The 25,704-nt window shown below is 61.7% G+C and carries 20 protein-coding genes and 3 pseudogenes; 11 read left to right on the forward strand and 12 right to left on the reverse strand.

Going from position 1 to position 25,704, the window contains the following annotated elements; genetic code table 11:
* The first annotated feature begins 44 nt into the window (after positions 1 to 44).
* Positions 45 to 1,247 carry an AAA family ATPase gene (locus ACTRWB_RS17265; protein ID WP_446902625.1) on the forward strand — a complete coding sequence of 401 codons (1,203 nt, stop codon included), beginning with the start codon at positions 45 to 47 and terminating at the stop codon, positions 1,245 to 1,247.
* A 4-nt stretch (positions 1,248 to 1,251) separates the two neighbouring features.
* Positions 1,252 to 2,955 (forward strand): cobaltochelatase CobT-related protein, encoded by a 1,704-nt coding sequence (locus ACTRWB_RS17270; RefSeq protein ID WP_446902626.1) that lies wholly within the window; start codon positions 1,252 to 1,254, stop codon positions 2,953 to 2,955.
* A 10-nt stretch (positions 2,956 to 2,965) separates the two neighbouring features.
* Here the strand turns inward: ACTRWB_RS17270 and ACTRWB_RS17275 are convergent, their stop codons facing one another.
* The 5 genes from ACTRWB_RS17275 to ACTRWB_RS17295 form a co-directional block, all read right to left on the reverse strand.
* On the reverse strand, positions 2,966 to 4,735 hold the full coding sequence (locus ACTRWB_RS17275) for a histidine kinase (protein WP_446902627.1): 1,770 nt from the start codon (positions 4,733 to 4,735) through the stop codon (positions 2,966 to 2,968).
* Positions 4,736 to 4,817: 82 nt separating this feature from the next.
* The gene (locus ACTRWB_RS17280) at positions 4,818 to 6,338 is read right to left on the reverse strand and encodes an HD domain-containing phosphohydrolase (protein ID WP_446902628.1); all 1,521 of its coding nucleotides are present in this window, start codon (positions 6,336 to 6,338) and stop codon (positions 4,818 to 4,820) included.
* 94 nt (positions 6,339 to 6,432) lie between these two features.
* Positions 6,433 to 6,870, reverse strand: a complete 438-nt coding sequence (locus ACTRWB_RS17285; RefSeq protein ID WP_446902629.1) for a tetratricopeptide repeat protein — start codon at positions 6,868 to 6,870, stop codon at positions 6,433 to 6,435.
* A 449-nt stretch (positions 6,871 to 7,319) separates the two neighbouring features.
* On the reverse strand, positions 7,320 to 8,399 hold the full coding sequence (gene mauJ / locus ACTRWB_RS17290) for a methylamine utilization protein MauJ (protein WP_446902630.1): 1,080 nt from the start codon (positions 8,397 to 8,399) through the stop codon (positions 7,320 to 7,322).
* Positions 8,400 to 8,762: 363 nt separating this feature from the next.
* Positions 8,763 to 9,170 (reverse strand): hypothetical protein, encoded by a 408-nt coding sequence (locus tag ACTRWB_RS17295; protein ID WP_446902631.1) that lies wholly within the window; start codon positions 9,168 to 9,170, stop codon positions 8,763 to 8,765.
* Positions 9,171 to 9,511: 341 nt separating this feature from the next.
* Here ACTRWB_RS17295 and ACTRWB_RS17300 point away from each other — a divergent pair.
* Positions 9,512 to 9,724, forward strand: a pseudogene (locus tag ACTRWB_RS17300) (hypothetical protein); the annotation flags it as partial.
* Here the strand turns inward: ACTRWB_RS17300 and ACTRWB_RS17305 are convergent.
* Positions 9,664 to 10,998 carry a hypothetical protein gene (locus ACTRWB_RS17305; RefSeq protein WP_446902632.1) on the reverse strand — a complete coding sequence of 445 codons (1,335 nt, stop codon included), beginning with the start codon at positions 10,996 to 10,998 and terminating at the stop codon, positions 9,664 to 9,666. The pseudogene ACTRWB_RS17300 and the gene ACTRWB_RS17305 sit on opposite strands and share 61 nt — an antisense overlap.
* Positions 10,999 to 11,603: 605 nt before the next feature.
* Here ACTRWB_RS17305 and ACTRWB_RS17310 point away from each other — a divergent pair.
* Positions 11,604 to 11,951 (forward strand): annotated as a pseudogene (locus ACTRWB_RS17310) (restriction endonuclease); the annotation flags it as partial.
* A gap of 75 nt (positions 11,952 to 12,026) precedes the next feature.
* A complete protein-coding gene (locus ACTRWB_RS17315; RefSeq protein WP_446902633.1) occupies positions 12,027 to 13,916 on the forward strand; it encodes an ATP-dependent nuclease in 1,890 nt (629 codons plus the stop codon).
* 290 nt (positions 13,917 to 14,206) lie between these two features.
* On the opposite strand, the gene ACTRWB_RS17320 is transcribed toward ACTRWB_RS17315, so the two are convergent.
* Positions 14,207 to 15,652 (reverse strand): DEAD/DEAH box helicase, encoded by a 1,446-nt coding sequence (locus ACTRWB_RS17320; protein ID WP_446902634.1) that lies wholly within the window; start codon positions 15,650 to 15,652, stop codon positions 14,207 to 14,209.
* Between the two features lie 186 nt (positions 15,653 to 15,838).
* Positions 15,839 to 16,810, reverse strand: a complete 972-nt coding sequence (locus ACTRWB_RS17325) for a LysR family transcriptional regulator (RefSeq protein WP_419690488.1) — start codon at positions 16,808 to 16,810, stop codon at positions 15,839 to 15,841.
* A gap of 197 nt (positions 16,811 to 17,007) precedes the next feature.
* Between ACTRWB_RS17325 and ACTRWB_RS17330 the strand changes: the two genes are divergently transcribed.
* Entirely contained in the window at positions 17,008 to 17,859 is an 852-nt protein-coding gene (locus ACTRWB_RS17330) for an aldo/keto reductase (protein ID WP_446902765.1), read from the forward strand.
* Positions 17,860 to 17,951: 92 nt separating this feature from the next.
* On the opposite strand, the gene ACTRWB_RS17335 is transcribed toward ACTRWB_RS17330, so the two are convergent.
* Together ACTRWB_RS17335 and ACTRWB_RS17340 are read right to left on the reverse strand one after the other, a co-directional pair.
* Positions 17,952 to 18,515, reverse strand: a complete 564-nt coding sequence (locus ACTRWB_RS17335; RefSeq protein WP_446902635.1) for a cupin domain-containing protein — start codon at positions 18,513 to 18,515, stop codon at positions 17,952 to 17,954.
* 481 nt (positions 18,516 to 18,996) lie between these two features.
* Complete coding sequence (locus tag ACTRWB_RS17340; protein WP_129518262.1) at positions 18,997 to 19,311, reverse strand: hypothetical protein; 315 nt, start codon at positions 19,309 to 19,311, stop codon at positions 18,997 to 18,999.
* 201 nt (positions 19,312 to 19,512) lie between these two features.
* On the opposite strand from ACTRWB_RS17340, the gene ACTRWB_RS17345 reads away from it, so the two are divergent.
* From ACTRWB_RS17345 to ACTRWB_RS17360, 4 genes are all read left to right on the forward strand, one after another.
* The gene (locus ACTRWB_RS17345) at positions 19,513 to 19,728 is read left to right on the forward strand and encodes a hypothetical protein (RefSeq protein WP_193102614.1); all 216 of its coding nucleotides are present in this window, start codon (positions 19,513 to 19,515) and stop codon (positions 19,726 to 19,728) included.
* Positions 19,729 to 20,096: 368 nt separating this feature from the next.
* Positions 20,097 to 21,122 carry a phosphate ABC transporter substrate-binding protein PstS gene (gene pstS / locus ACTRWB_RS17350; RefSeq protein ID WP_446902636.1) on the forward strand — a complete coding sequence of 342 codons (1,026 nt, stop codon included), beginning with the start codon at positions 20,097 to 20,099 and terminating at the stop codon, positions 21,120 to 21,122.
* Positions 21,123 to 21,429: 307 nt separating this feature from the next.
* Entirely contained in the window at positions 21,430 to 22,275 is an 846-nt protein-coding gene (locus tag ACTRWB_RS17355; RefSeq protein ID WP_446902637.1) for a GNAT family N-acetyltransferase, read from the forward strand.
* A gap of 139 nt (positions 22,276 to 22,414) precedes the next feature.
* Positions 22,415 to 22,771: a SpoIIAA family protein gene (locus tag ACTRWB_RS17360; protein ID WP_129518265.1), complete on the forward strand. Its 357-nt coding sequence runs from the start codon at positions 22,415 to 22,417 to the stop codon at positions 22,769 to 22,771.
* Between the two features lie 58 nt (positions 22,772 to 22,829).
* Here ACTRWB_RS17360 and ACTRWB_RS17365 read toward each other — a convergent pair whose 3' ends face one another.
* On the reverse strand, positions 22,830 to 23,528 hold the full coding sequence (locus ACTRWB_RS17365; protein ID WP_446902638.1) for a hypothetical protein: 699 nt from the start codon (positions 23,526 to 23,528) through the stop codon (positions 22,830 to 22,832).
* Positions 23,529 to 23,813: 285 nt separating this feature from the next.
* On the opposite strand from ACTRWB_RS17365, the pseudogene ACTRWB_RS17370 reads away from it, so the two are divergent.
* Positions 23,814 to 24,031: pseudogene (locus ACTRWB_RS17370) on the forward strand (transposase); the annotation flags it as partial.
* 32 nt (positions 24,032 to 24,063) lie between these two features.
* Here the strand turns inward: ACTRWB_RS17370 and ACTRWB_RS17375 are convergent.
* Positions 24,064 to 25,518, reverse strand: coding sequence for an alginate lyase family protein (locus ACTRWB_RS17375; protein WP_446902639.1), 1,455 nt, complete (start codon positions 25,516 to 25,518; stop codon positions 24,064 to 24,066).
* Positions 25,519 to 25,704: the final 186 nt, after the last annotated feature.

A 25,704-nucleotide genomic window follows, 5' to 3' on the forward strand; every position in this document is an offset into this window, starting at 1 on the left:
CCTCGACGGCATACCGCGTCGGCCGCCCACTCTCGCTTGCCACCATGAACGCACCCGCTGACAACCACCCTTCCGCCCCATCGGTACTCGGCGTCTATCGGCAACTCGCGGATCCGTCCGCCGGGCAATGGATCGTCAGCCGCTCCGAACGCGCGCACATGTACCGCATCCAGCATCACCGGCCCGACGGCAGCACGTCGGTCGATACGGTCGTCGATGCGGACAACCTCGACGCGAAACTGCACAAGTGGCTTCAGGAAGGTTTCGTCCGGCGCGAAGCCAGCGAGCGCGCGGCCCCCGCCCATCGCGGCGGTTTCATGCAGGACCTGCGCCGTGCGCAGGTGGCGCGGCCGTCGGCCGCCGGCGAGACAACGCATACCGTGCTCGTGGGCGGCGTGCCGATGCCACGCGGCCCCGGCGGGCCGCTCGTGCCGCCGCCGAACCCGGCCTACCTGTTCACCGCGCGTGCGACGAGCGTGCTGGAAGACATCGTCGAGAACCGGCGCATCCTGCTGATCGGGCACACCGGAACCGGCAAGACGAGCCTCATCGAGCAGGCGGCCGCGCAGGCCGGCCACGGCGTGCTGCGCTCGAACATGAACGGGCAGACGACGGTCGGCGACTTCGTCGGCTTCTGGACCGTCAAGGGCGGCGAGACGATCTGGGTCGACGGCGTGCTGCCGACCGCGATGCGCGAAGGGCTGTGGCTCATCGTCGACGAGATCGACTTCGCGGAACCGGCCATCCTCGCGGTGCTGACCGCCGTGCTCGAACCGGCCGGGCGCCTGCTGCTGAAGGAAAAAGGCAACGAGATCGTCGTGCCGCATCCGTCGTTCCGGCTGTTCGCGACCGCCAATGCGGTGGGCGCGATGGGCCAGTTCCGCCACCTGTACCAGGGCGCGAACGTGATGAACGAGGCGTTCCTCGACCGCTGGCGCGTGTACCACCTCGACTATCTGCCGCCGCCCGACGAGGCGCGCGTGCTGCAGCGGACCTTCGGCGCGGCCATGTCCGACGCGATGGCCGACACGCTCGCGGCGATCGCGGCCGACTGCCGCGCCGCGTTCGTCCGCGAGGATCTGACCAGCGCGTTCTCGACGCGGCGCCTGCTCGACTGGGCCGAGCTGATGCTGCGCACCGGCGACCCCGAATCGGCCGCCGGCCCGACCATCTATGCGAAGGTCAGTGCGGAAGACGCCGACCTGATCCGCAACATCATTCGCCACTACATCGACGTCGTGGCCTAGCGCGATGGACCGGGACGACGATGCGCGCGCGCTTCGCCTGACGCGGCTGGCCCGCACGCTCACGCAACGGCACGACATCGAAGTGCGGTTCGCGAGCCACGGGCCGGTCGTGCAGCGCGACGTGCTGGTGCTGCCCGATACGCTGCTCGCCGGCGATGTCGACGACGACGCGATCACCGGCTTCGTCGACCTCCATGCGGCACGCACACGCTTCGGCGCAATCGACGACGTGGCCGCGCTGACGTCCCCCAGTGTGCGGGCCATCGCGCAGGCGATCGACGATCGGCGCGTGGCCACTCGCCTGGTCGCGATCTATCCCGGCGCGAACACGTTCCTGCGCCGGATGCGCGCTGCGTCGGCCACCGAAACCCTCGGCCGATGGCCCGGGATCGCGTGGCGCGACAAACTGCTGTGGCGCATCGAACGCGCGCTGTGGGACGAACAACCGTCCGCCATCGAGCGCGTGCCGTCGCTCGACGCGACGATGGCCGCATCCGACGATCTCGTCGACGACGCGCGCGCAGTGACATCGACGGCCGACAGCATCCGCGCGGCGCACCGAATTGTCGAACGCGTGCGCGCGCTCGCGTCGGCCGGCGCCAACAACATGATGTTCACGGCCGATCCGGGCAGCACGATCGACAGCGCGAGCATCGCCGCCGAATTCGAATCGGACGGACAAAGCGCATCGGACGACGCGCGCGCGCCGGTCAGCGCCGAGTCCGGCGCCGGTGCGATCGCCGATACCGAGTCGTCGACCGAAGCACCCACGCCGGGCGATGCGGCGCCGGGCTCGATCCGCCTGTCCGCGGACAACCGGCCGCTGTTCTCCGTCCCGCTGACCACCGCGTTCGATACGATCACCGACTTCACGGGAAAGGGCGAACCGGCTCGCTGGCATCGCCTCCGCGGCGCGGCCCGCGCGCAGACGGAGCCGCTCAAGAGTCGACTTGAACGCGCGTTGAAAGTGGACGAGCAAACGCGCTGGAAGCGCGAACAGGAGCGCGGCCAGCTCGACCGGACCTCGCTCGTGCGCCTGGCGACCACGCCCGGCTATCGCACGCCGTTTCGCGTCAAACGCGCGGCGCCGGGGCGCGATGCGGCGGTCAGCCTGCTGATCGATTGCAGCGGCTCGATGGCCGGCAAGAAGATCGAACTCGCGACCCTCTGCGCGGCCGCGCTATGCGACGCGCTGATGCAGCTCGGTTTCGCGTGCGAAGTACTCGGCTACAGCTCCGTCGAGGATGCCGCGATGCGCGCGCATTACCGGCGCTGGATCGACGACGGTAAAGAAACCTTCGGTTATAACCGCTTCGTCGAACGGCTCGACTTACGCGTCTACAAGCGCTTCGATTCCGACAACCCGAGCGGCCTCGCCTGCATCGAATGCGGCCACGAGAATCCCGACGGCGAGGCGTTGAGCTGGGCCGCCGGGCGGCTGCTGTCGAAACGCGCGCGCCGGCGCATCCTGATGGTGCTGTCGGACGGTTTTCCGGCAACCGGCGACGGCAACCCGGCGATCCTGCGCACCGACCTGCGCGCACGCGTCGATGCGCTGCGCGAGCAACGCGTCGAGCTGATCGGCGTCGGGATTCTCGACGATTCGGTCGAAGCGTTCTATCCGGTCAGCAGCGTGGTCGAACACTTGCAGGAGCTGCCGGGCGCTGCGTTCAGCGTGCTGAGCGATACGCTGCTGGATCGGCGGTAGTGGCCGGTTCTTACACCCGTTGCTCCAGCGCCGCCGCGTTCGCGTTGTCGCTGGCCCGCCGGACCGGCAGCCGAATGCAGAACGTCGTGCCGTGCCCGGGCTCGCTCGTCACGTCGATCGCGCCGCGATGGCGCTCGACGATGCCGTGCGAGACCGACAAGCCGAGCCCGGTTCCCTGCCCGACCGGCTTCGTCGTGAAGAACGGATCGAAGATCCGCCGGACCACGTCGGGCGTCATGCCCGTCCCGGTGTCGCTGATCGCGATCGACACCTGCTCGCCGTCGCTCGACGTGCGGATCGTGATCACGCCGCGCTCGGGAATCGCCTGCGCCGCGTTGACCAGCAGGTTCATGAATACCTGGTTCAACTGCGACGGCAGGCATTCGACCTGCGGCAGGTCGCCATAGTCGCGCACGATGTCGGCCTTGTACTTGAGTTCGTTATGCACGACGTTGAGCGTGCTCTCAATGCCTGCATGGAGATCGACCACGCTCCATTCATCGCTGACCGGGCGCGAGAAATCGCGCAGGTCCTGCACGATGCGCCGCACCCGTACCGCGCCGTCGATCGATTCGTCGATCAGCGTCACGATCTCGTCGCGGACATAGTCCAGATCCGCGGCGCGGCCCATCGCCGTCAGCGCGTCGCGGGCGGCGGGGTCGAGCTGCGGCAGCGCCGCTTCATGCGCCGCGACCACGTCGAGCAGACTGCGCACCCAGGTCTTCAACGTATTGAGGTTCGCGCTGACGAAGCCGATCGGATTGTTGATCTCGTGCGCAACGCCCGCCGCGAGCTGGCCGATCGACGCGAGTTTTTCCGACTGCAGCAACTGCACGTGAGATTCCTCCAGCGCATGCAGAAGTCTCCGCTGTTCATCCTTTTCCTGTTCGAGCCGTGCCTGCGCAGCCTTGCGTTCGTCGATCTCGATCGCCATGTTCTCGCGCGTACGCTGCAGCATCTCCGTCGTCTGTTCGTAGCGGCGCAACGCGCGTTCGAGTTCCGCGGTGCGCAGTTGCACGAGCCTCTCCAGCGTGTCGGCCATCCCGCGCAAAAAGGTTGTGCGCGCATCGAAGCGGCTGAGCAGCAGCGTGACGATCAGCGTCGCCATCGTAAACAGCGCGACGGTCGTCGCGAGCCACGGCGCGTCGATCCCGTTCGCGGCGCCGCATCGAGCGTCCGGCGCGAAATGCGCGGCCGCCATCCCCGTATAGTGCATGCCGGTAATCGCGATGCCCATGATGAAGGCCGCGCCGACCCGTTGCGCGGTCGCATGGCGCGCCTGCTGCACGCGCAGCGCCTGCGCAATCCATAGCGCGGCCGTCGACGCGATCACCGCGACGCCGATCGATGCGGCGAACAGCGCAGGATCGTAGCGAATGCCGGGCTGCATGTGCATCGCGGCCATCCCCGTGTAGTGCATGCCGGCAATCCCGCCGCCCATCAGCGCCCCGCCCGCGAGCAGCCGCCGCCAGCCCAGCCGCGCACGCGTAACGACGGTCAGCGCGAAATACGATACGAGCACCGCGAGCGCGAGCGATGCGCCCGTGTCCAGCAGCGCATAACCGAGCGGAATCGGCAGCGAAAACGCGAGCATGCCGACGAAATGCATCGACCAGATCCCGGTGCCCATCGCGGCCGCGCCGCCGCCCAGCCACGCATGCCTGAGCTTCGGGTTGTCGAGCAGCGAAATGAACGCGGCCAGGTCGAGCGTCGTATAGGACGCCAGCGTCGCAATGGCGAGCGACAGCAGGACGAGCAGGAGGTTGTAGGTGCCGTGCATGATCGAGCGCCCGAAGCGATGTGAATGCGTGGCCGCGGCACGTAGTCGAGCGCGCCGCGGCCAGCCCGCCGCGCGTCCTGTGTCAGCCGGGCGGCGCGCTCGCGTTGTGCGTCTGCTTCGAGGCGGCCGAGCCGGCCAGAACGAGGATATCGAACGGCGCCCCTTCCCGCGTCTCGAAGCGGCGTACGAGCTCGATCTGGTGCGCCGACATCACGCTGCCCTTCGTCATCAGCAGCACGCCGCGATGCGTGCGCAGGTCGTCCGCCAGTTGCATCCCTTCGCGCAGCTGCGCGGACTTGATCTCCGCGACGGACGCCGCGATGCCGAGACTCGCCGGGTCACGCATCAGCTCGATGCAACGCTCGACGATCTGCGGGTCGTAACGCACGCCGGCCTGCGACTGCAACGCGTCGAGCGCCTGCTCGAGCGAATGCGGCGCGCCGATTTCGCCATTGCGCAGCCCTTCGAAATCGCGTGCGATCGCAACGATCCGCGAGCCGAGCGGAATCGCGTCGCCGGCCAGCCCGTCCGGCGTGCCGCGCCCGTTGAAGCGCTCGTACTGGTGCAGCACGATCGATGCGACCTTGTGCAATTGCGCGACAGGCGTCAGCACCATCTGCGCGCGCAGCGGATGCTCCTGGAACAGGCGGTGTTCGTCCGTCGTCATCCGCGTGGTCGGTTTGTGCAGCAACTCGTCGGGCAACGACAGCTTGCCGATCCCGTGCAGCAGCCCCGCGTAATAGACGTCCTGCGCGTGCAGACTGCTCATCCCCGACGACAACGCGAGCCGGCGCGCGATCTCGCCGACCCGCATTGCGTGGCCGCTGGCGGTCCCGCACCGCATTTCGATCATGCTCGCGCACACCTGGACCATCGCCGTGAAGCTGCTTTTCAGGTCGCGTTGCGCGGCTTCGAGGAACATCACGGTCTGGCCGAGTTCCTCGGTGCGCGCGCGCACCTGCGTTTCGAGTTCCGTGTTGAAACGGCGCAGCGCTTCGTTCTGGGCCTCCGTCAGCGCGGCCAGCCGGGCGGCTTCGCGGCGCAAGCGCCGCTGCTCCAGCGCCTGGTCGATGGTCATCAGCAGATCGTGATCGTCCCACGGCTTGTTCAGATAGCGATACACGCCGCCTTCGTTGACGGCCTGCACGACCGACGCGATCTCCGCATAACCGGTCAACAGGATGCGCATCGTGTCCGGGTACATGGCCCGTGCGCGGGCCAGAAATTCCGCACCGCTCATGTGCGGCATCCGCATGTCGGACACGATCAGGTCGACTTCGGTCGACGCCAGTATTTCAAGCGCGGCTTCGCCGCTGTCGGCTGTCAGGATGTCGTAACCTGCGGGCCGGAACGCGCGCTTGAGCGCTGACAGCATGCTCGGCTCGTCGTCGACCAGCAGGATCGACGGTGCGCTGCATGCGTCGTCGGATGCCGCTGCCGCGTCGGCCGCCTCAGCCGTTTCAGCCGTTTCAGCCGTTTCAGCCGTTTCAGCCGTTTCAGCCGTTTCAGCCGTTTCAGCCGTTTCAGCCGTTTCAGCCGTTTCAGCCGTTTCAGCCGTTTCAGGCGATGCCGCATTTGGTCCGTTTGTTTCGGATGTCGTCATAATTGGCCTCGGATCAATTATTTACATCTTCTCTCTCTGCAACATCGGCGGCTGCGGCCGTTTCCGCATTGGGGGAAACGCTAATGCATTCGGGTCAGGGCGTCTTGATTCCTTCCGCCCGCGTGGCGAGGAATTGCAGGTACTTGCCGTGCTCGTCCTCGAACAGTTCGGGGCCGCCGCCCATGTAGGCGCGCATCAGTTCGTCAGCCGCGCGATCGAGATTGCCGAGTTCGAGTTGGCACTGCCCGAGCCGCAGGTGCAGAAACGGATTGCCGATCGCGTCGGGGAAATGCATCGCGTGGCCAAGATTATCGCGGCCCGCCGCGTAGTCGCCTTGATGGAAATTCGTGTCGCCGATCGCTGCCAGCAGCCAGGTTCCCGCCTCCCAATCGGTCCTGGGCTCGGGAAGCAGGTCGAATGCTTCCCAGTATTTCGCGAGCGCGCCTTCGTAGTTTTCGTCTTCCGCCAATGCATCGCCGGCTTCGCTCAGCGCTACGATTCGCTCGTGAAGCAGGTTGTCCAGTTCTGGCATGTGCGGCCTCCTTTCCGGGAGATGAATGCGGCGTGGTGCAGCGAATGGTTCGCGATGCGATCAAGCTGTTGCCCGCTCTGTCGGAGCCGCATGCGATTGGTTCGCCGGGCCGATTTTGACGCAGCATACCCGAGCGCAGTGAGGCATGCGCGTCGACTTCAAGAGAGACGGCCGTTCGCGCGCCGAATGATCGTCATGTCCTGTGACGGGTGGCACGTGAACGTGAATGAAGGGCGTCATTGGTGACGGATTTCAGGATCGTCCGTTACCGACCCGAATCTGCCGGTCGAGCCATCATCATCTCAAGGGCAGGAATCCGAGTGAATCTGTCGTTGCGTGCCGTCACTCGAGGACACGTAATCGGCCCTTGCTGACGGTGGGCGCCTCAAACAACCGAAAGGCCCACGGTCGCATTTTTGCGTGATCGTCGCCTTACAGGTTTCGCACACCTATCGGGAATCGTGTTCGTGCAGCTCAGCCACGAGTTTTTCGTGATTCTTGATCACCTCTCTGGCGCATAGCTCGGAAATAATGAGGATGCTGGAGTAGCTCTCAATGTGGGCAGGCGAACTCATATTCAGCACTGCGCCGTCGTCGGTTACGAAGTGCGCAACCGCGTTTCTGAATTCCGGTGTCATTACGGAATCAAAGAAGATCTTGACCGAATTTCCCACATATTCCTTGAATTTTTCAGGAATGTTGTTCGTCTCGGGGACTACGTCCTTGGTCTTCTGAAGCGTGATACCTCTGTCTTTCGCAGCCTTGAACGTGTCGGCGCGAAGGCGTCCAAGAATGCCCTCAAGGATCTTGTAGTAGCAGAGAAACTTGTAGAAGTCACTATGGGAATTCTGGGCTTCTCTGTACATGGCGTACACTGGAGCCATCTCGGGATGTATCGTGGCTGCGTGCGAATTGATATGCACGGTTCGATACGGAGAAATGTAGTCTAAGGTTGTACACTGATTCCCCCGATCTTCGATACGCGTTGCGGCCACGACCACGGGGCAGTTGGCAATGTACGCCAGCCTGTCAAGGAACGGCAGAGCAGCGAGCTGAAATATCCGGCGCGCATCTGAAACGCTGGTCGCCAGACAGACTAACTGCATGAATGAGAGCTCGCCCGAACGGTTCTTTTTCACTTCAAACGTACCGAACGATGTCTGAGCGCGCAGCCCGTCGGCCCCAACGGCCGGCAGAAAATACGACCCCCCATCATTCTCACTGAAGGCACCATCGATGCCGTCGGTTAACGGGGGCGTCTTCGAAAGACGGGCGCTGACAACAAATTCCCGTTCGACGTTATCCTGAAGCCGAGCCATGTCGAGTCGGTGGTCGCCTGGAAACTGCGCTACGACGTGTAATTCGCCTCTGGCGCCAGCTGGTCCAAGCTGCTCGAATGGAATATCTGCACGAGGGTTTTTGGTCACGATATTTGGAACTCGCTGATCCGCATGCTGGCTTTGGTGCTTCGGTTGAGCGGCGCGTTCCTTTCGCTTCTTGGACTGGCTCGAGCGATGCTTTTCCTTCATGGATCGGTTCCTCTTCACCACGACTATCCCCCTTGAATGACAACTCCCACGATCGCGACGGAGCCGCGTGACAACCTGTGCGACCGCAGTGCTGTCTCTGGCTAGCCCGCAATTCACCCCGGATAGTTTGCCACTGTCCGGCTGCCCGACGCCACGACCGCTAGCAAACCTTTAGGTTTCGGACGTAAAGTCCAAGCTGTCGCAATGTAGGCAGCGCCCGACGAAGGGGCATTCGTCGTTGATGGCCGATTGCGGGGGCAAAGCCGACGCCTAAACGGCCGACCGACTACGCATGTGACCGTCCGTAGATAGGCGTCTGCCGATCAAAACGGCAGTAGCCATTCCGAGGCGGCGGTAACCACCTTAATCCTCGTCTTCGACCCAGAGACACCCGGACTGCAAGACACCGATCACGAGGACCCCCGTGTCGAACGTCGCGTCTGTAACCGAATACCCGTTATGGGTGAAGTACCGAGGTTGAGCGCCGAACTGCTCAAGAAATTCTGCTGTCAACTGTTCCGCCTGAGCCACGGTCATTAACTCAGCGCGGTACGCTTGGTCGCGATGTAGCACCTCAGCGATAATCCAATGCGCCTCACTTTCATCGATTTCGCGGTAACAGGCGTCGTCGTCGCGCAACTCGAACGCTTTCGCTACAGCAGCGGGACTCGGCGCCGGAAACGGTAGAACTCCGCAGCGTACAACGCCGCAACCGCGCAAGTCCCAGATGTCTTCGCTTATTCCCAAGGCAAACCTCTTCGGTTCAAACAACTTGTCGATGATCTGCGCTGGCCAGTCGACTGACCGCAACTGGCCGAACGCGGCTGGCCGCCGCCCTACAACGCGCGACCGGCGCAGTTCGACCCGTTGCGGACAGTCGCGATATACCGCTAAAAGGCTGCAATGCAGCGAACAGCGGACATCGGCCCGTCCGCCAGCAGATCAAGGTCCGGTGTTCGCCAGGGCCTCGATCGCTCACGTGACCGTCAGCAGCCGCAGCAAGCGCTCGACGGGCCGGTATTCGAGGGCCGCGACCATGCGCTCCGGGTACCCGTCCCATCTCGGGAATTCGAGCATGATGTTAAACTTGCTGAGTTGGTGTGTAACCCTTTGCGAGAAAGCCGGCATGCGGCGACTGTCCGATTCTAGCGTCGGCGCGAACGGCTAAAGAGATGCTACGCTTCACGAAAAAGAGGACGACGCCAAGGTCGGCAGTTCCGGGCGACACTGAAACCAGACCGAGCAGTACGCCCTCTACGGACCGCTATTGCTGTGCGCCCTTGTTTGCAGGCTTCAGCCGTCGGAAAATCTCGCCAAAATCGTAATCCCGTGGTGCTTCACGCGCTGCGCGCAGAGCGTCGATTTCCTCCCCGTAGACTTCGCGGAACTCGGTCAACAGAATTGTCTGTCCCAAGACGCTCAACCCGTGCTCGACAAGGTCGGGACGGCTCGAAACCCGCCTCGCCAGATAATCCGGTGCCCTTTCTACATCGAACTGAGCTGCCCTATCTTCATCCATGGGTCGGGGCCCGAGGAACGACTCGAACTGTTCCGGATAGACGGTAGGCGAGCCCACCTGCAAGAGTCCGAACAGCGCCGAACGCTCGTCAAGGGTCAAGGCCGCCAAGTCCTTTCCCGATCTCGTCATAGAGACGGAACGCAGGCGTTCAAACGTGTCTTTCCGCAGCTCCGCGATTGGGGCGGGTGCTCCGATGAGATGAGACAACGCGCGCTTCTCCTGGAGCATGTCGCAGGCCCTCTGGAAATCGTTTGACGTCAGCTGGTAGCTGCCCATGATTTCCGCTTTTGCCTCCTTGAACGCAGGAGTGTTCCACAGGGAGCGCGGCGGCAGTCGTTTTGCAATTTCCACGAGCTGCTCACGATTCAGTTTGCTGGTGAAACTGCCCATCGAGTATTCGACTGTTAGTGCGTTCAGATGAAGCTCCAACTCTTCCAGCAGCTTGCACATTTCCGCGTAGTCGTCGGCGAAGTGCTGAAGGTTAATGTGCGAGGTATGGCGCAGATGGAGAGTTGCGTCGTCCGCGTTGGACGCATACCTGAAGGTCTGGCCGGAGCTGTCGATCTCATCGATGCCCTCGGCGAACGGCTCCAGGTCCTTGACAAGGATGCTAAGTCGGTCGTCACCCACCTTGCTGCAGATCGCATCGAGCAAGCTCCATACGTCGAGAACGCTGTGGGTGACTTCGTTCTTGCGCGGCTTCGATAGTCCCTGCGGGTTGTTCGGGGAGCGCATCGTGAAGATTGCCCACGCCTGTGGCAGTGCCCGCTTCAGCGCAAGCTCGACGTGATGTCTGGCGGAGTAGCAGATTGGATAGACGAGCGTATCAAGCAGGAGATCGGCTCCCCAGTTATCGTCGGTTGCTGTCGGCCGCGCAACACCAAGAATCTTGAGCATCAATTCGGCAGCAGTCCTGAACCCCTCAGCGTACCCGTACGAGTTGTCCGAAGACCCTGTATTGGTGCCCACGCAGGCATTCAGGAATGGATTGTCGCCCGGGTTCATGGACGCCCTGATGAACTTTTTACTTCCGGCGCTGTTACGCGCGTTCGCGGAGGAATTGACTGGACTGTTGGTCATCTGTTTATTTTTGAGATATGAAACGTCAGACAATCTAGCCCAGAAAACGCACCCTGTGAACGTAGACCGCATTAAAAACGTCACCGTTGCGACAATCAATTTGTCACAACGCGGCTGACGGCCGGCCTGTGCCGAAGGGCTCGCACCTGCAAGCAGAGACGGCACGGACATTCGCCAACGTCCGAAAGCTTCCGGTGTCGACCTGACTTGCCCGCGAATTGTTGGCGGGAATGACAGCTGTACTCGGTTTGTTGCCGTTGAGCGCACAGCGGGCCGACCGGCTGCTCTGGGTCGCACTGCGTCCGTCCGCGATTCGAACTCATCGCCCGAAAGTGGCCAGTGGAATTCAATCGCCCCCAAAGCGGCCGGTCGGCATTGCGTCCCCTCGCCCCGTTGCAGCCGGCCGACTCAGGGTGACATAGCGAACCGCTCTCATGGTGGAACGGACGTTCGTTTAGTCGCATGCGCTGCGGCAGCCGTGTCCAGAAAACGGGGGCTTTCTCGATATGTCAAAAATTCCTGTCCCGAGCCACCCGATTCCCTATTGTCACGTTAATATTTCCGTTGGTTTTCCAACGTTCTGGTTTGTTAGTGAATCAACGAAGACCCAGAAGTCGATGTATGAGCTCGTGGCATACGGCTCGACCACTGAGCGGGATTTTCCCGATAGGCTAGAGAAGAACGAAGCCATCAAGCTCTACGCCAAGCTGCCAGGCTGGTTTAAAGTGCCTACGCCGCTGGGCACCTACAATCCCGATTGGGTCGTGCTGATGGAAGAAGACGGCGCACAGCGCCTGTACTTTGTGGCGGAAACCAAGAGTAGTTCGTTCACTGACGACCTGCGCGACAAGGAAAGCGCCAAGATCGAATGTGGCAAGGCGTATTTCAGCGCCTTGGCGGTTGGTGAAAACACCCCCCGCTATGTGGTTGCGCGCTCGGTTGATGATCTTTGATCGAGGTGGAAAAGGGATAAGTTCTGTCGCTGTCACGGCGAGAAACGACATAGAACCAAATATCAGAGGCCCGAAATGAAGATCCAATCCGTTCGCATCCGAAACTTTCGCACGTTGAAAGACGTATTGATCCCGTTCGATTCCGTCACGACCTTCATTGGACCGAACGGTGCCGGCAAGTCAACGGTGCTTCGTGCGCTTGATTGGTTCTTCAACGGCAAACCCGGCTCGTTAACGGAGAAGGACTGCTCTTTTGGGGCAATCGACGAAGATATTGAAGTTCAGGTGACATTCGCAGAACTGACGGAAAAGGATCGCGAGGCGCTTGGAAAATATGCACCGGAAGGAGTTGCTACGTTTACCGCATGGAAGCGCCGATCCCATGATGGCGCTGACGTTCTCTCTGCCAATGCGAAGGGGTTTCCGGACTTCAATGCGATCAAGGAGGCAGGCGGTGCAACGGCGAAGAAAGAGCTGTATGCCAATCTCCGACGGGAGCGTCCGGAGCTTGAGCTGCCTGCGGCAAATACTGGCCCAGTTGTCGAACAAGCGATGACGGCGTGGGAGGCGGCTCACATCGATCAACTTATTGATGCGCCCGAAGCTCTGCAAACCAACTTCTTCGGCTTCAACAGCGGCGGCAAGATGAGCGGACTCTTCGACTTCGTCTTGGTCACGGCCGACCTTCGAGCAAGCGAGGAGTCCATCGACGGGAAAGCAAGCATCATTGGGCGAATCCTTGAACGATCGATTGACCGATCAGCTGCCGATGCAGCAATCGCTGAAATCGTTGCGGAGTCGCTGGCAAAGCAGCAAAAAGTGTATGAAGAGAAGTTCAAGGAGCAGCTTGGGACTATCACAACGCAGCTCAACGAAGTCGTCACAACCTATGCGCCTGGCCGGACAATCACGGTTTCTCCGGCTGAAGTAGAGCTCAAGCCCCCCCGCACGACATTTGATGTGGCCGTGCGCGATGGCACCACTGAGACTGCTGTGGAGCGGCAAGGGCACGGTTTTCAGCGCACGCTGCTGATCTCGGCTCTACAACTCTTGGCGCAGTCGGGCGCAGCCTCCACTGAAGGAGTCATCTGCTTGGCAATCGAGGAGCCTGAACTTTTCCAGCATCCGATTCAGGCGCAGACCTTTGCAAAGGTACTCAGATCGCTCGCCGAAGATGCCAGCAAGCGCATTCAGATAACCTATGCGACGCATAGCCCTTATTTCCTTGAGGCGCGCTATTTCCATCAAGTTAGACGATTGACTAGATCAACCGATGAAATCCCGGTGGTGACGGTGCATTTTTCCACGGTTGAGGATGTGAAGGCTCGGCTGATTGGGATAGTGGATGGTGATGTGGTCGACCGCAGACTCGACCATAACGTGGCGGACCAACTCGCCACAGCGCTTTTCGCGAATCGTGCGTTTCTTGTAGAGGGGCCCACCGAATCTGCGGTGTTTTACGGCATTGGGGATAGAACGTCTCCCGGCGCCCTTGAAGCAGCGGGAATTTCGATCGTTTCCGTGGGTAGCAAAACGTCAATCCCCCTTGCGCATGCGATTCTGCAATCTATTGGTGTGCCAGTCTACGCACTGTTCGATGCCGATGGCGGATTTGAAGCACGAGCCAAAGCCAAAAACAAAAAGCAAGACGACATAGACCGGGAACGTAACAATCACGCAGTGGAGAACCGGAAGTTAATGAGGTACTTCGGTTTGCCGGAAGAGGACTTCCCATCCGCAACCATTTCCGACGTGGTGGCTATATTTGATGACAACCTTGAAACATTCCTTTCAGTTAACTGGAGCGAATGGACGGCTGCTTGCGAGAGTGTTGAGACTGAGACGGGGATAAATCTGGCAAAGAACCAACTTGCATACCGGACGGCAACACTCCGATCGGAGGGGGTAGTGCCTGAAATGCTTGCTCAGATTCTCACTAGGGCGCGGGGGTTTGTGCTGGACTGAGCGCTCGTCCCTCACGATAGGATGGCCGGTTATCGCGGAGTAACCGACTATTGAGCGTCCGAACGCTGCCGCGTGCGAACGACCGCTTGTGGCCGAACCTCGCCGATCGGCTACCGATCGACGCTCGCCCCGCGGCCAGCGGCAGAGCGCGCCGCAGAACGGCGGGTCGACCGTAGGAACTCAGGTGATCGGTCGCCGAACTTTACCGGCCATCCTGTCAAGCTCAGAATCGTCGATACCCAATACGCAGGCTTCGGCTCACTGCGATGGCGTCACTCATCCCCCACGAATCAGGGCTGACGTTTGCCGCGCCCACCAGCGGGTTTTCCAGCCGGCTTGCGCGCACCCGCCGCTGTCTTGCCGGCGGGCTTGCTGCGCGGCTTCTGCGCACTGAACGGGTTCCCGCTGGACAAACTTGCGCCTTTGCCTGCGGCCACAGCACGCTGCGCCCCGGGTTTGCGTTTGCTTTCGCCGCCTTGCGGGCGCGGCTTCTTGCCGGTTGCCTGCTTCGCGCCCGGCACAGCCTGCGGCACTTTCGGTTTCTTGGGCTTTTTCGGTTTCTTGATGATCTCGCCCGTTGCACTGGTTTCCGGTACACGGTGATCAGCTTCAAAACCCGGCTCTTCTTCACGGGGCAGCGATTGCCGGATCAGCGCTTCGATCGCGGCCAGTTGCGGCGCTTCATCGGCACACACGAGGGACACCGCCACGCCGCTCGCGCCCGCGCGGCCGGTACGGCCAATACGGTGCACATAGTCTTGCGCGACGATCGGCAGATCAACGTTGATCACCAGCGGCAGGTCGTCGATATCCAGCCCGCGCGCAGCCACGTCGGTGGCGACCAGCATCTGTACTTCGCGTGTCTTGAAACGTTCCAGCGCACGCAGGCGCGCGGGTTGCGGCTTGTCGCCGTGGATGGTGTCGACCGCATAACCCGCTTCATCCAGCATGGCCGCCAGGTAGTCCACGCCTTTGCGGGTCTTGACGAACACCAGCGCGTGCTCCCATTTGTTCTCGGCCACCAGGTGCATGAAAAGGTCGGGCTTGTTCCTTTTGTCCACCGGCACCACCCACTGCTTGATCTTGCTGGCCGTGACATTGGGCGGGCCGACACTGATATTGACCGGGCTGCTCAGAATGCCCGCCGCCATCGCGCGGATATCGTCGGTAAACGTCGCCGAGAACAGCAGCGTCTGGCGCCGAGCGGGCAACGCGGCAAAGACGGCGTTGAGTTCACGCTCAAAGCCCAGATCCAGCATGCGGTCGGCTTCATCCAGCACCAGCGTCTGGACTTGATCGAACTGCACCGCGTTCTGGCGATTCAGATCCAGCAACCGGCCCGGCGTGGCAACGAGCACGTCCACGCCTTTGCGCAACTTCATCATCTGCGGGTTGATGCTCACACCGCCGTAGGCGGCCAGAAACCGCAAGTCGAGGCCTTTGCCGTAAGCGACAAAGCTTTGCAGCACTTGTTCAGCCAGTTCACGCGTGGGCACCAGTACCAGCACACGCGCGCGGTTGCTGGACACCGCCGGGCCGTGCTGCACCAGCCGTTGCAACAGCGGAAGCGCGAAACCCGCCGTTTTGCCGGTGCCGGTCTGTGCCGCAGCCATGACGTCCTTGCCACCGAGCACGGCAGGAATCGCCTTGGCCTGCACCGGCGTAGGTGTCTGGTAATTGAGGTCCTGCACATTACGCAGCAAGGGGTCGATCAGGCCGAGCGAGGCAAAAGACATGGACGTGTTCCGGGCTAAAACCGCAATTCTAGCGGTTACCGCGCCGATTGCAGCGCGTACATCGATGGATTGGCGGCCATGGGCGCGTTGGACGCCAGGGCGTTTCGTGGCCCGCTTTCGCGGCCGCTGTCGATCTCTGGCCGGTAATCGCCCGGAAAGAAAATCACACGTGATGAACCGGCCAACTTACCGCGCGCGGACAGATCGCTTCGACCGCACCTTGAACCGCTCGATCTCTTTATCCGTCAGCATGAAATCGTGGCAGTCATGCAGGCGCTCGAACGCGAGATCCAGAAACGCTCGCACGCGCTTCGGCAGAGCAGTTCGGCTTCCGTAGTAAAGGTGCAGACCGATGTGCGTGCTCATATGCTGCACGAGAACCGGCACCAGTCGTCCCGCCCGGATATGCGGCACGGCCGAGAACCCCGCGAGCTGCCCCATCACCTGCCCGGCGAGCACCGCGTGCACTTCAAGCTCCGAGTCGTTCGTCGCGAACGCAGGAGACATCTGCCGATGTTCGAGCTTGCCGTCGACGTTCAGGTACCAAGGTGCCACCTTGCCTGTGGCAGGATGCCGGAACACGCCACACCGGTGCGCCGCGAGGTCGTCCAGTGTCGATGGCGTGCCATGTGCTTCGAGATAGTCAGGCGCGGCGCACACGATCATCTGGATCGGGAAGAGCTGCCGACCGATTACGCCTTCGCTGGCCGATGCGCCGATCCTGAAACCGACATCGACGCGATCCAGCACCCAGTTGCCGATTCCGTCATCGAGCTGGACGTCCGGCTGTATGCCGGGGTGCGCGCGACAGAACGCGTCGAGCAGCGGCATCAGGACCGCGGCGAACGACGATTTCGGCCCGACGATACGCAAAGGCCCCGCGATCTCGTCCTTCGATTCCCGCGCCAGAACAAGCGCCCTGTCCAGCGCCTCCAGTGCGGGCTGCGTGTTCTCCAGAAACCGCTGCCCTTCCTCGGTCAGCGCGAGGCTGCGCGTGGTTCGATGCAATAGCCGGACGCCGAGGCGCTGCTCCAGCTGCGCGATGGTCTGACTCGCCGCCTGAGGCGTGACGCCTTGGGCCAGCGCAGCCTTCCGGATGCTGCCGAGTTCCACCGCTTTGGCGAAGGTCGCGATGGCCTTGAAGTCGTTGCTGGGCATGGTCGATGCTTGTGTTGAAGCGCGCATGGTCGAATGCGCATCGCACCAGTATCAATCTCAGCTTGATACTGGTGCAACCGGAATTCGACTATTCGATTGAAACCGCACCTTCTAAAGTAGCGCCTCAGGGCCATGAAATCCGGTTCGCTCCGAGCCAGCCTCATGCCGCCATCGACTTTCCGCACCAAGGACCGACCATGCAGGATGTGACACTGAACAACGGGATGACGATGCCGATCGTCGGCTACGGCGTCTTTCAGATTGCCGACGAGGCGGAATGCGAACGCTGCGTCGTCGACGCGGTACAGGCAGGCTATCGCCTGATCGACACCGCGGCGTCCTACAAGAACGAGGAAGCTGTCGGGCGCGGCCTCAAACGGTGCGGGGTGCCGCGCGACCAGCTTTTCGTCACGAGCAAGCTGTGGGTCGAGGATGTCGGATATGAACGGGCTCGGGTGGCCATCGACAAGTCGCTGAAGCGTCTGGGCCTCGACTACCTCGATCTGTTCCTGATCCATCAGCCGTTCTCCGACGTTCACGGCGCGTGGAGAGCGATGGAGGAAGCGCATCGTGCCGGTAAGCTGCGCGCGATCGGACTGAGCAACTTCCACCCGGATCGTCTGATGGATATCGCGTGTTTCAACGAGGTGACGCCGGCGGTCAACCAGATCGAAGTCAACCCCTTCCACCAGCAGGACGAAAGCGTCGATTTCATGCGCGGGCTTGGCATTCAGCCCGAGGCGTGGGCGCCCTTCGCCGAAGGGCGCAACAACCTGTTCGAGAACGCGCAGCTCGCGGCGATTGCGCAGCGCCACGGCAAGACCGTGGGACAGGTCGTGCTGCGATGGGTGGTTCAGCGCGGCATCGTCGCGCTGGCGAAGTCCGTGCGCAAGGAGCGGATGGCGGAAAACCTGGCCGTCTTCGACTTCGAACTGTCCGACGAAGACATGCAGGCCATCGCAACGCTGGAGACCGGCACGAGCAGTTTCTTCTCCCATCGCGATCCGGCGATCGTGAAGTGGATGAGCGAACGGAAACTCGGCCTCTGACGCGCATGCGGCGGGACTGCCGCCGCCGCACGCCAAAGTAACTTTCCGTTCCGCAGACCCAAGATTCGCGAACGCACGCAACGCCTACGCCTTCAATTTTCTGAAGCAGCTCCCGATGAGTTTGCGGCAGCGAGCAATGACTGCGCGAGGTCCAGCACTTTCGGCCGGGCCAATTCGCCATCCATATAGGGCGCCTCGGCCAGCCGGCCGACGGTTTTCAGGCTGCGGACCATGACCTTGCCGCTGTCCGGGTAGGTACAGACCTCGTGCGGATCGTTCATTCCGACCGCAAGGTACACAAGGTCCTCGTCGAACGGATTGGCCAGCTGGTGACCGACGCCGGTGCCCGCGGGGCACGAGATGCAGTCGCCCGTCCGGATTTCCTGCACGGTATCGCCGTAGCGGAAGACCCCTCGGCCGGACAGCACGAAGAACACCTCGTCCTCTCTTGCGTGCGTGTGGAAAGGAAAGGCCGTTCTGCCCGGTGGTATCCGCAACAGGTTCGCACCGAGACGGCCCGGCCTGGCATCAAGGGCCGGCGTCAGAGCCTTCCGTGCGCTTCCCCAATGATCGCCCCCGATGTGCTCGACTTCGTTGACGTCTCCAACGTTGACGACAAGCGATGGCATCGCCGCAGGCTGAGACTCTTGCTCCATTTCTTCTCCGTCGTTGATTATGTGTTTCGAAACGATGGGATCCACTATTTTTCCGTGACCGCGTTCGCTCGAATGACCGCAATCATCGCCCTCACTGAGGCTCGCACGATTTTCCGGGCTGTGTTGTGGGTGCGGGACACGACGGCATTCCTGCCGTGATGAAGGAGTACGTCCAGTGTAGGACGCTGCATGGCCAGATTCTGTCACCATTGAAGCGGAGCGCAATGGTGTCACCGACATGACTGCCCGCCCACGCGTTGCCGATCGGCACCGGGGGAGTCAACGAATTTGCCGGATCGCGGAAAGCGAAAGCCCATCGTCGCGGGCGGCTCGTTCCACGCGGGCAGCAACACTCGAAACGCGTGGCCGGGTCGCGAAAGTGATTGGCGATGCGGACAAGGATCGTGCCGTTATGCGCGAACGAACCGTCATCCTGCACGCGGTCTTCAAGCCGCGAGGCTCGTCGACCGCTCGACGGCACTCATCGTGTCACTGCCCGGGCATCGTGCCCGGCCCACGTCTTGCCCGTTCTGACGAAATCGGAAATCTTCAAGGGGACAGTATCGGCCTTGGCATTCGAACGCGTCTTCCGGGCGGCGCCCAGGATCGGAGTCAAGTGCTCATAAAAGCACTCGAGTTGTCGCGCATCGGTCGCCAACCGCTCGAGATCGAGCGCCTTCTCAAGCACCGTCCGCGCGATATGAAAGCGCTGAAGCCCGCGCCCCACGCGAACCTGAAAGACCACACCATCACTGTTATGCGGCACCCCTGCCCACACAAGCGAACCGCTTTCCATGATGCCTCCGAAAAATCACAATCGTCACATCAATATGCCAGTAAGCTCTCACGGTGCATATGGTGTTTCAAAATTATGACGCTCGGCGACTCGGTATTTTTACCGCAACTCGCATGTTGCGACGCAACAAAAATGCCCGTAGACTGAGTTCGCACCTTCGATGCAGTTGCCCGCAGTCGCCTGATGACGGGAGAGCACGCCATGACGACTTCTTCATCAGCACCGAGCCAGGCGCCCCCCGCCCTCCACGTATTCGAACAGGATGGAGGCTGGCATTGGGGCATCACGGTTCCTCGCTCAATGGGAAGTGGCTTCAAGCTGATCGCATTCAGCGAGCACGTCTTTACCGCCGAAGACACGGCCCAACGCGACGGCGATCGCGCGTTGGCCTCGATAGTGGCAAGCGACGGGAACTGATCCGGGCGGTTCGGGCAGTTGCACGTTCCTTGAGTTTTCGCATCCAGATGCAATACTCCTATCACCCTTCGACGCGGGACCGCTCGAAGGTCACTGTCCAGGTCGACCGACAGTCATTGCCGAACGACAGCCGGCACATCCAGCTCGACATATCAGACTTCCAGATCAGAACCAGCATGCGAGCGACGCATGGATCCTTGCGTGTTGCCTGAGCCGGCAATCCTGGGCGCCCATGTCGAACGGTCTGCCGGTTACGGCGTTGCAAGCGGTTGCAAGCGACTACAACGACATCGCCGCACGTCGTGAATTGGTCACAAGCCGACAGTAGCGTGTAGAACAGCATGCCGACCGAAGACAGGAGGTGTTACATGAACATCCGGATCCTGGTTCCCTGCACCCTGGCCCTCGTTGCCGTCACCACTCATGCTGCCGATATCACCGGCGCGGGCAGCACGTTTGCCGCGCCGATCTACACGAAATGGGCCGATGCGTACAAGAAATCGGGCGGCGGCAAGGTCAACTACCAAGGCATCGGTTCGTCGGGTGGTCTGAAACAGATCAACGCAAAGACGATCGATTTTGCCGGTTCGGACGCGCCGCTGAAGGATGACGAACTCGCGAAGCAAGGCCTGTTCCAGTTCCCGACGGTGGTCGGCGGCGTGGTGCCGGTCGTCAATGTGCCGGGCATGAAGGCCGGCACGCTGACGCTGTCGGGCCCGGTGCTCGGCGACATCTACCTCGGCAAGATCAAGAAGTGGAACGATCCGGCGATCGCCGCACTGAACCCGAAGGTCAAGCTGCCGGATACCGACATCGCGGTCGTTCGTCGTGCTGATGGCTCCGGAACGAGCTTCATCTGGACGAACTACCTGTCGAAGGTCAACGGCGAGTGGAAGTCGAAGATCGGCGAAGGCACGACGGTCAACTGGCCGACGGGCACCGGCGGCAAGGGCAACGACGGTGTCGCGGCGTTCGTGCAGCGCCTGCCGGGTGCGATTGGCTACGTCGAATGGGCATACGCGAAGAAGAACAACATGGTCTACACCGCGCTGAAAAACTCGACGGGCGCGGTGGTCGAACCGAAGACCGAAACGTTCAAGGCGGCAGCCGCAGGCGCGAACTGGTCGAAATCGTTCTACCAGATCCTGACGGACGAGCCGGGCAAGGACGCATGGCCCGTCGTCGGCGCAACCTTCGTGCTGCTGTACGCGAAGCAGGACAAGCCGGATCAGGGCAAGGAAACGCTGAAGTTCTTCGACTGGGCGTTCAAGAACGGCAACCAGGCCGCTACGGAACTCGACTACATCTCGCTTCCCGATCCGGTCGTGTCCGAAATCCGCAAGCAATGGAAGGCGAAAATCAAGGACGCCTCCGGTAAAGCGCTGGCGGACTGAGTGCGTCGGGCGGGACGCGATATCGACCGCATACGTCCGTTGGCGAAGCGGGAGCGTCCCTTCAAAAATCGTTCCAAAACGGCCGTTATGACCAGCAGCCGTCGGTCGTGATCGCCTGAAACCGACCGAAACGCGAACCGCCCGGTTGCGCGTCGAGATCCCTGCAAATTTCGTCCTGCAGCCGTAGCGTTGAGCATGCCTGCACGGTCTATTCTGTCAGTTGATAGGTGCCCGCTTGCCGGCGCCTGCTCGTTGCATTTTCCGTAACACGAAGCGGCAATATTTTGCGCCGCGACCGGGACGAACCATGGATCAAGGCGGAGACTTTGTCGTGCGCACGATGGCGGCCGACGAGGTGGCGATGTCGGTCGAATGGGCGGCTGCCGAAGGGTGGAACCCCGGCCTGCATGACCCGCACTGTTTCAGGGAAGCGGACCCGGCCGGGTTCTTCGTCGGCGTCTGGCGCGGCGAACCGGTCGCGTGCCTCGCCGCTGTCGCCTATGACGATCGCTTTGGCTTCATCGGTCTCTACATCGTGAAACCCGGGTTTCGCGGCAAAGGCTTCGGCATGCGAATCTGGCAGCACGGCATGCGCTACCTGGGAGATCGCAACATCGGTCTCGACGGCGTCGTCGCGCAACAGGCGAACTACAGGAAGTCCGGGTTCCGGCCCGCGTACCGCAACATCCGCTACCAGGGGCGCGTGGACGGCATCGGGTGCGCGCATGTGACGGCAGCGGCCGACGTGCCGTTCGCGCAGTTGCTTGCCTACGATCGCCCGTGTTTTCCGGCGGCACGCGAGCGTTTCGTCTCCGCGTGGATCGCGCAGCCGGATGCCGTTGCGCTCGCAACGGTCGACGCCGGCCGCGTCGCCGGATACGGTGTCGTGCGACGCTGCAAGGCGGGCTGCAAGATCGGTCCGCTCTTCGCGGATGACGCAGGCGTTGCCACCGGGCTGTTTCGCGCGCTGGCGGCGCGCATGCCCGGCGAGGTCATCGTGCTCGACGTGCCGGAAACGAACCCTGCGGCCGTCGCGCTGGCGGAACGGCACGGCATGACGAGCGTCTTCGAAACCGCGCGGATGTACACGCAAGACGCACCCGCGATCGCGATCGATCGCGTATTCGGGGTGACGTCGTTTGAGCTGGGGTGATGGCGCGAACACGTCGGCCTGCCCTGCCCCGTGCCAACCGGGCGATGGGGAAAGGGGTAGCATGAAGCAATCATCGAACGCCAGGCGCATCCACGCCACGCCTGATTGTGTAACGTCTCCCTAGTCAGGAGGTCTTGCCATGATCCTCTATCACACCGAGCCCGATTCCCCTGTCGTCGAAATTTCCGTCGAAGGCAAAATCACCGACCACGATCTGCGCGAAGCCATCGAGCGCATGCGTGGTGATCTCGAACAGAACGGCAAGACCCGCGTGCTCGAACGCATCGAGCATTTCACCGGCATCGAGCCGAAGGCGTTGTGGACCGATATCACGCTCGGCGTGCCGCTGGCGCGCAAGGTCACGCGCGCCGCCGTGGTGGCCGATGCAGGATGGATCCATGCGGCGATGCATCTGGCGCGGTTCTTTACGAAGGCCGAAGTCAAGGCGTTCCACGTCAACGAACTGGAGCAGGCGCGCGACTGGATCAAAGCCTGAGCACCGCGCCGGCGGGCGATCCCGCCGGCGGTCGACGGGTCATTCAAATTCGTAGAACTTATCTTCTGCTGAACATCTGCGACAGCAACCAGGTCATGACCATGTTGAACCATGTCACTGGACCATAGAACGGGAATCCCGCGGCGATCTGACCATTGATCGGGTTAAGCGGGCCCGTCATGGTGAACATACCGAATACGGCGCAGCAGTTCATTAAAACGGCAACCAGCGTGAGGATATTCAGCCAGCCGGGCAGCAGACCGGATTTGATCGAGATGTAAAAGCACGAAAGCCCGAATGGCGCCCAAAGCACCCCAAGCACCGACGCAACCGACCCGAAACCTGCCACGAGCGTATATGGAACCGTCTGAGGCGCGTACTCCTGCACGCCCATGGCGGCCAGGCCGAGTCCAATGGCAGCCCCCCATGCGCCGAGAAAGGCAATATCACTGATCAATGCGATCCAGCTCAACTGATGATATTGGCTGGTGTCCGCATGCCATAGACGGCCTGCCAGCATCCCCGAGATGACGATCATCGGCCCCAGCAGGAACGCGAGCAGGATGGTAGTCGCTTTGAACTGCAATGCATGCGCCGTATAAGCCGAAAGCATCGCGGGAATCGATGTTCCGTCGTGAAAGTTCGCCAGATAAAAATAAAGAACGACGTTCAACAAGACCGAGACGATTGCGCCCTGGATGTAGAAGAAAGCCCTGGGCACGTAAAACGTCGACTTTTCAGCATAAGAAGCGCTCACGATTCGTTCATCCTTGACTTGTCCTGACTGGCCGCGTGGCCCGGAATATCGGGGGGGCTGGCGTGGAACGCGGCAAGAAACCGAAATGACACGTTCTCGATACAACGATTACATTGACGACTGTAATGGTTGCGTTGGCCGAAAGTATTAGGGAAACCCCGCGGGTAGAGGTGAGTGCCGAATCGGGCCGTTGAAGTCAAACGTAAGCGATCCATGATCGGCGTCTACCCAACGGCGCTCTAAGCGACGCGCATAGGTGTCCACCTATTTGGGAGGTGGGCACCTATGGCTGACAAAAACTCAGCGTTGAGACGAGTTCGTCAAAACAGCGACGGCCGTCGCCGCTATGCCGAGAAAGGCAAACGCGCATTGGCCGAGGCTGCGTTACGCCCGGGCGTATCGGTGGCTCGCCTGGCGCAGGAGCACGGGATCAACGCCAACCTGCGACGCAAGGGATTTCAAAATATTTGATGGCGCGTGAGAAAGGCCTCGTGCCGGCGTCGCATCCCGGATAGTCTGCCTGAGTCGCTGGCCGTCATTTAAGGGTATAGGTCAACGTCCCATATCCCAGTTGATCGAAGCCACCGCTGTTGGGACCGTAGTCGCCACCGCCGCCTTCCGGCGCGACCTGGCGGGCATAGGCTTCGACGTCCGGCGCGGAGAGTCCTTTGAGCACGACGTAGTGGTTGTAGACGAGTGCCCAGATCGGACGCCCGTCACCGCGCGAATTCGACGAGATGACGGGCTGCGTGACGTCGCTGTTCGTGTATTGCGTGTAAGGCACGTCCTTCCCGAGGTTGTATCGGGCGGCGTATTCCGCTCCGCGCAGGAACCGGTTGTCGTCATATCCGTAAAGATCGTCCCCCTGGCTCCAGGCCATCTGGCAGAACGCCCCGAGCAGCGCGATATCGAGCATGGTATGCCCCTGGTCGCGCCCGCTTTCCTGCACCTGACCCAGCCCATCCGGATACAGCTTCCACACCACGTGTTCAATTGAACCGTTGCCGGCGCCATGCCTGAAATAGTCGACCGCTTCGGCATAGATGTCGTGACGGTCGGTCAGGACCCCGATTGCCAGCATGGATGCCATGTTTGCGAGATCCCAGTTGGCCCAGTAGTGGTCGATCTTTCCGCCGTTGTGCCGCGCCAGGAAGTCGTGGTTCATGGGATAGAACACGCCCAGCATCATCGACTGGAAGCGCCGGAAATCGTCGGCGCGCCACAGTGGGGACGTGCGCAGGATTTCGCCGGCGTTCGCCAGCTGGTAGCCGTAAATACCGGAAGCCAGGAACTTGTCGGAACTGCCACCGATCATCGTCAGCGTGCGCGACCACGCATTCAGGACTTCTATGGCGTGTTGCGCGTAGGCGTCGTCGCCGGTGATCTTCCACCGAAGTGCAAGCGCGTAGGCCGCAGCGGCATCATTGAAGAGCGTGGCGTAATTCTCCGCGTGATCGGGGTTGCGTCCGCGATAGACGGCCGGCTGCGGATTCGGTTTCCAGTCGAGCGACGCATGCCGGTTGGCAACCAGGCGTTGCCAACCGTCGAACCACGGCTGCCGCCGCGCGGCGACGTTCTCGTGCATGCGCGTGAAATCGCTCTCCGTATGCAGCAGGCCGGGGTGAACAAAAGGTGCGCTGGCCATGCGGGCGCCGGGTGCAGGCTTCGGCTGCGCGTCGGTGCGTGACTGATATGAACCGGTCACGTCGGTATGGTGCTGCGTCGCGGCGATGCACCCGCCAAGCATCACGATGCAAAGAACGGGGATCGTGGCGGCTGCTCGCAAGGACAGACGAAATGCCATATGGCTCCGATAATGGTTGCGCCGGTCTTGCCGAGAAAGAACCAGCATGGATTCGAACAGGAACCGGCATACGATGAACGGGCCGCCGGGAGAAAGCCGCGTTGCAACGTATGAACGGCCTTCGCGACGCTTCGGTTGACGGTAAGCATGCCGTAAAGAATCGTCCGTCGTCCCGGGAAGACTCATTCCGAGTCTGCGCATACCGATCTATCAGGCGTCGCTTACAGACCGCATACGGTCAAACGACCACACACGTGCATCCGGATGCTCGCCTGGAACGTAACTGAGTTGGCAGACTCGGAGATCGCGGGATCGGGGGTACGATGGCAGCTATCGACATTCGCTCTCGCGTCCCGCTTCGTCACGCGTCAG

The sequence above is a fragment of the Burkholderia sp. YIM B11467 genome, assembly GCF_052952715.1.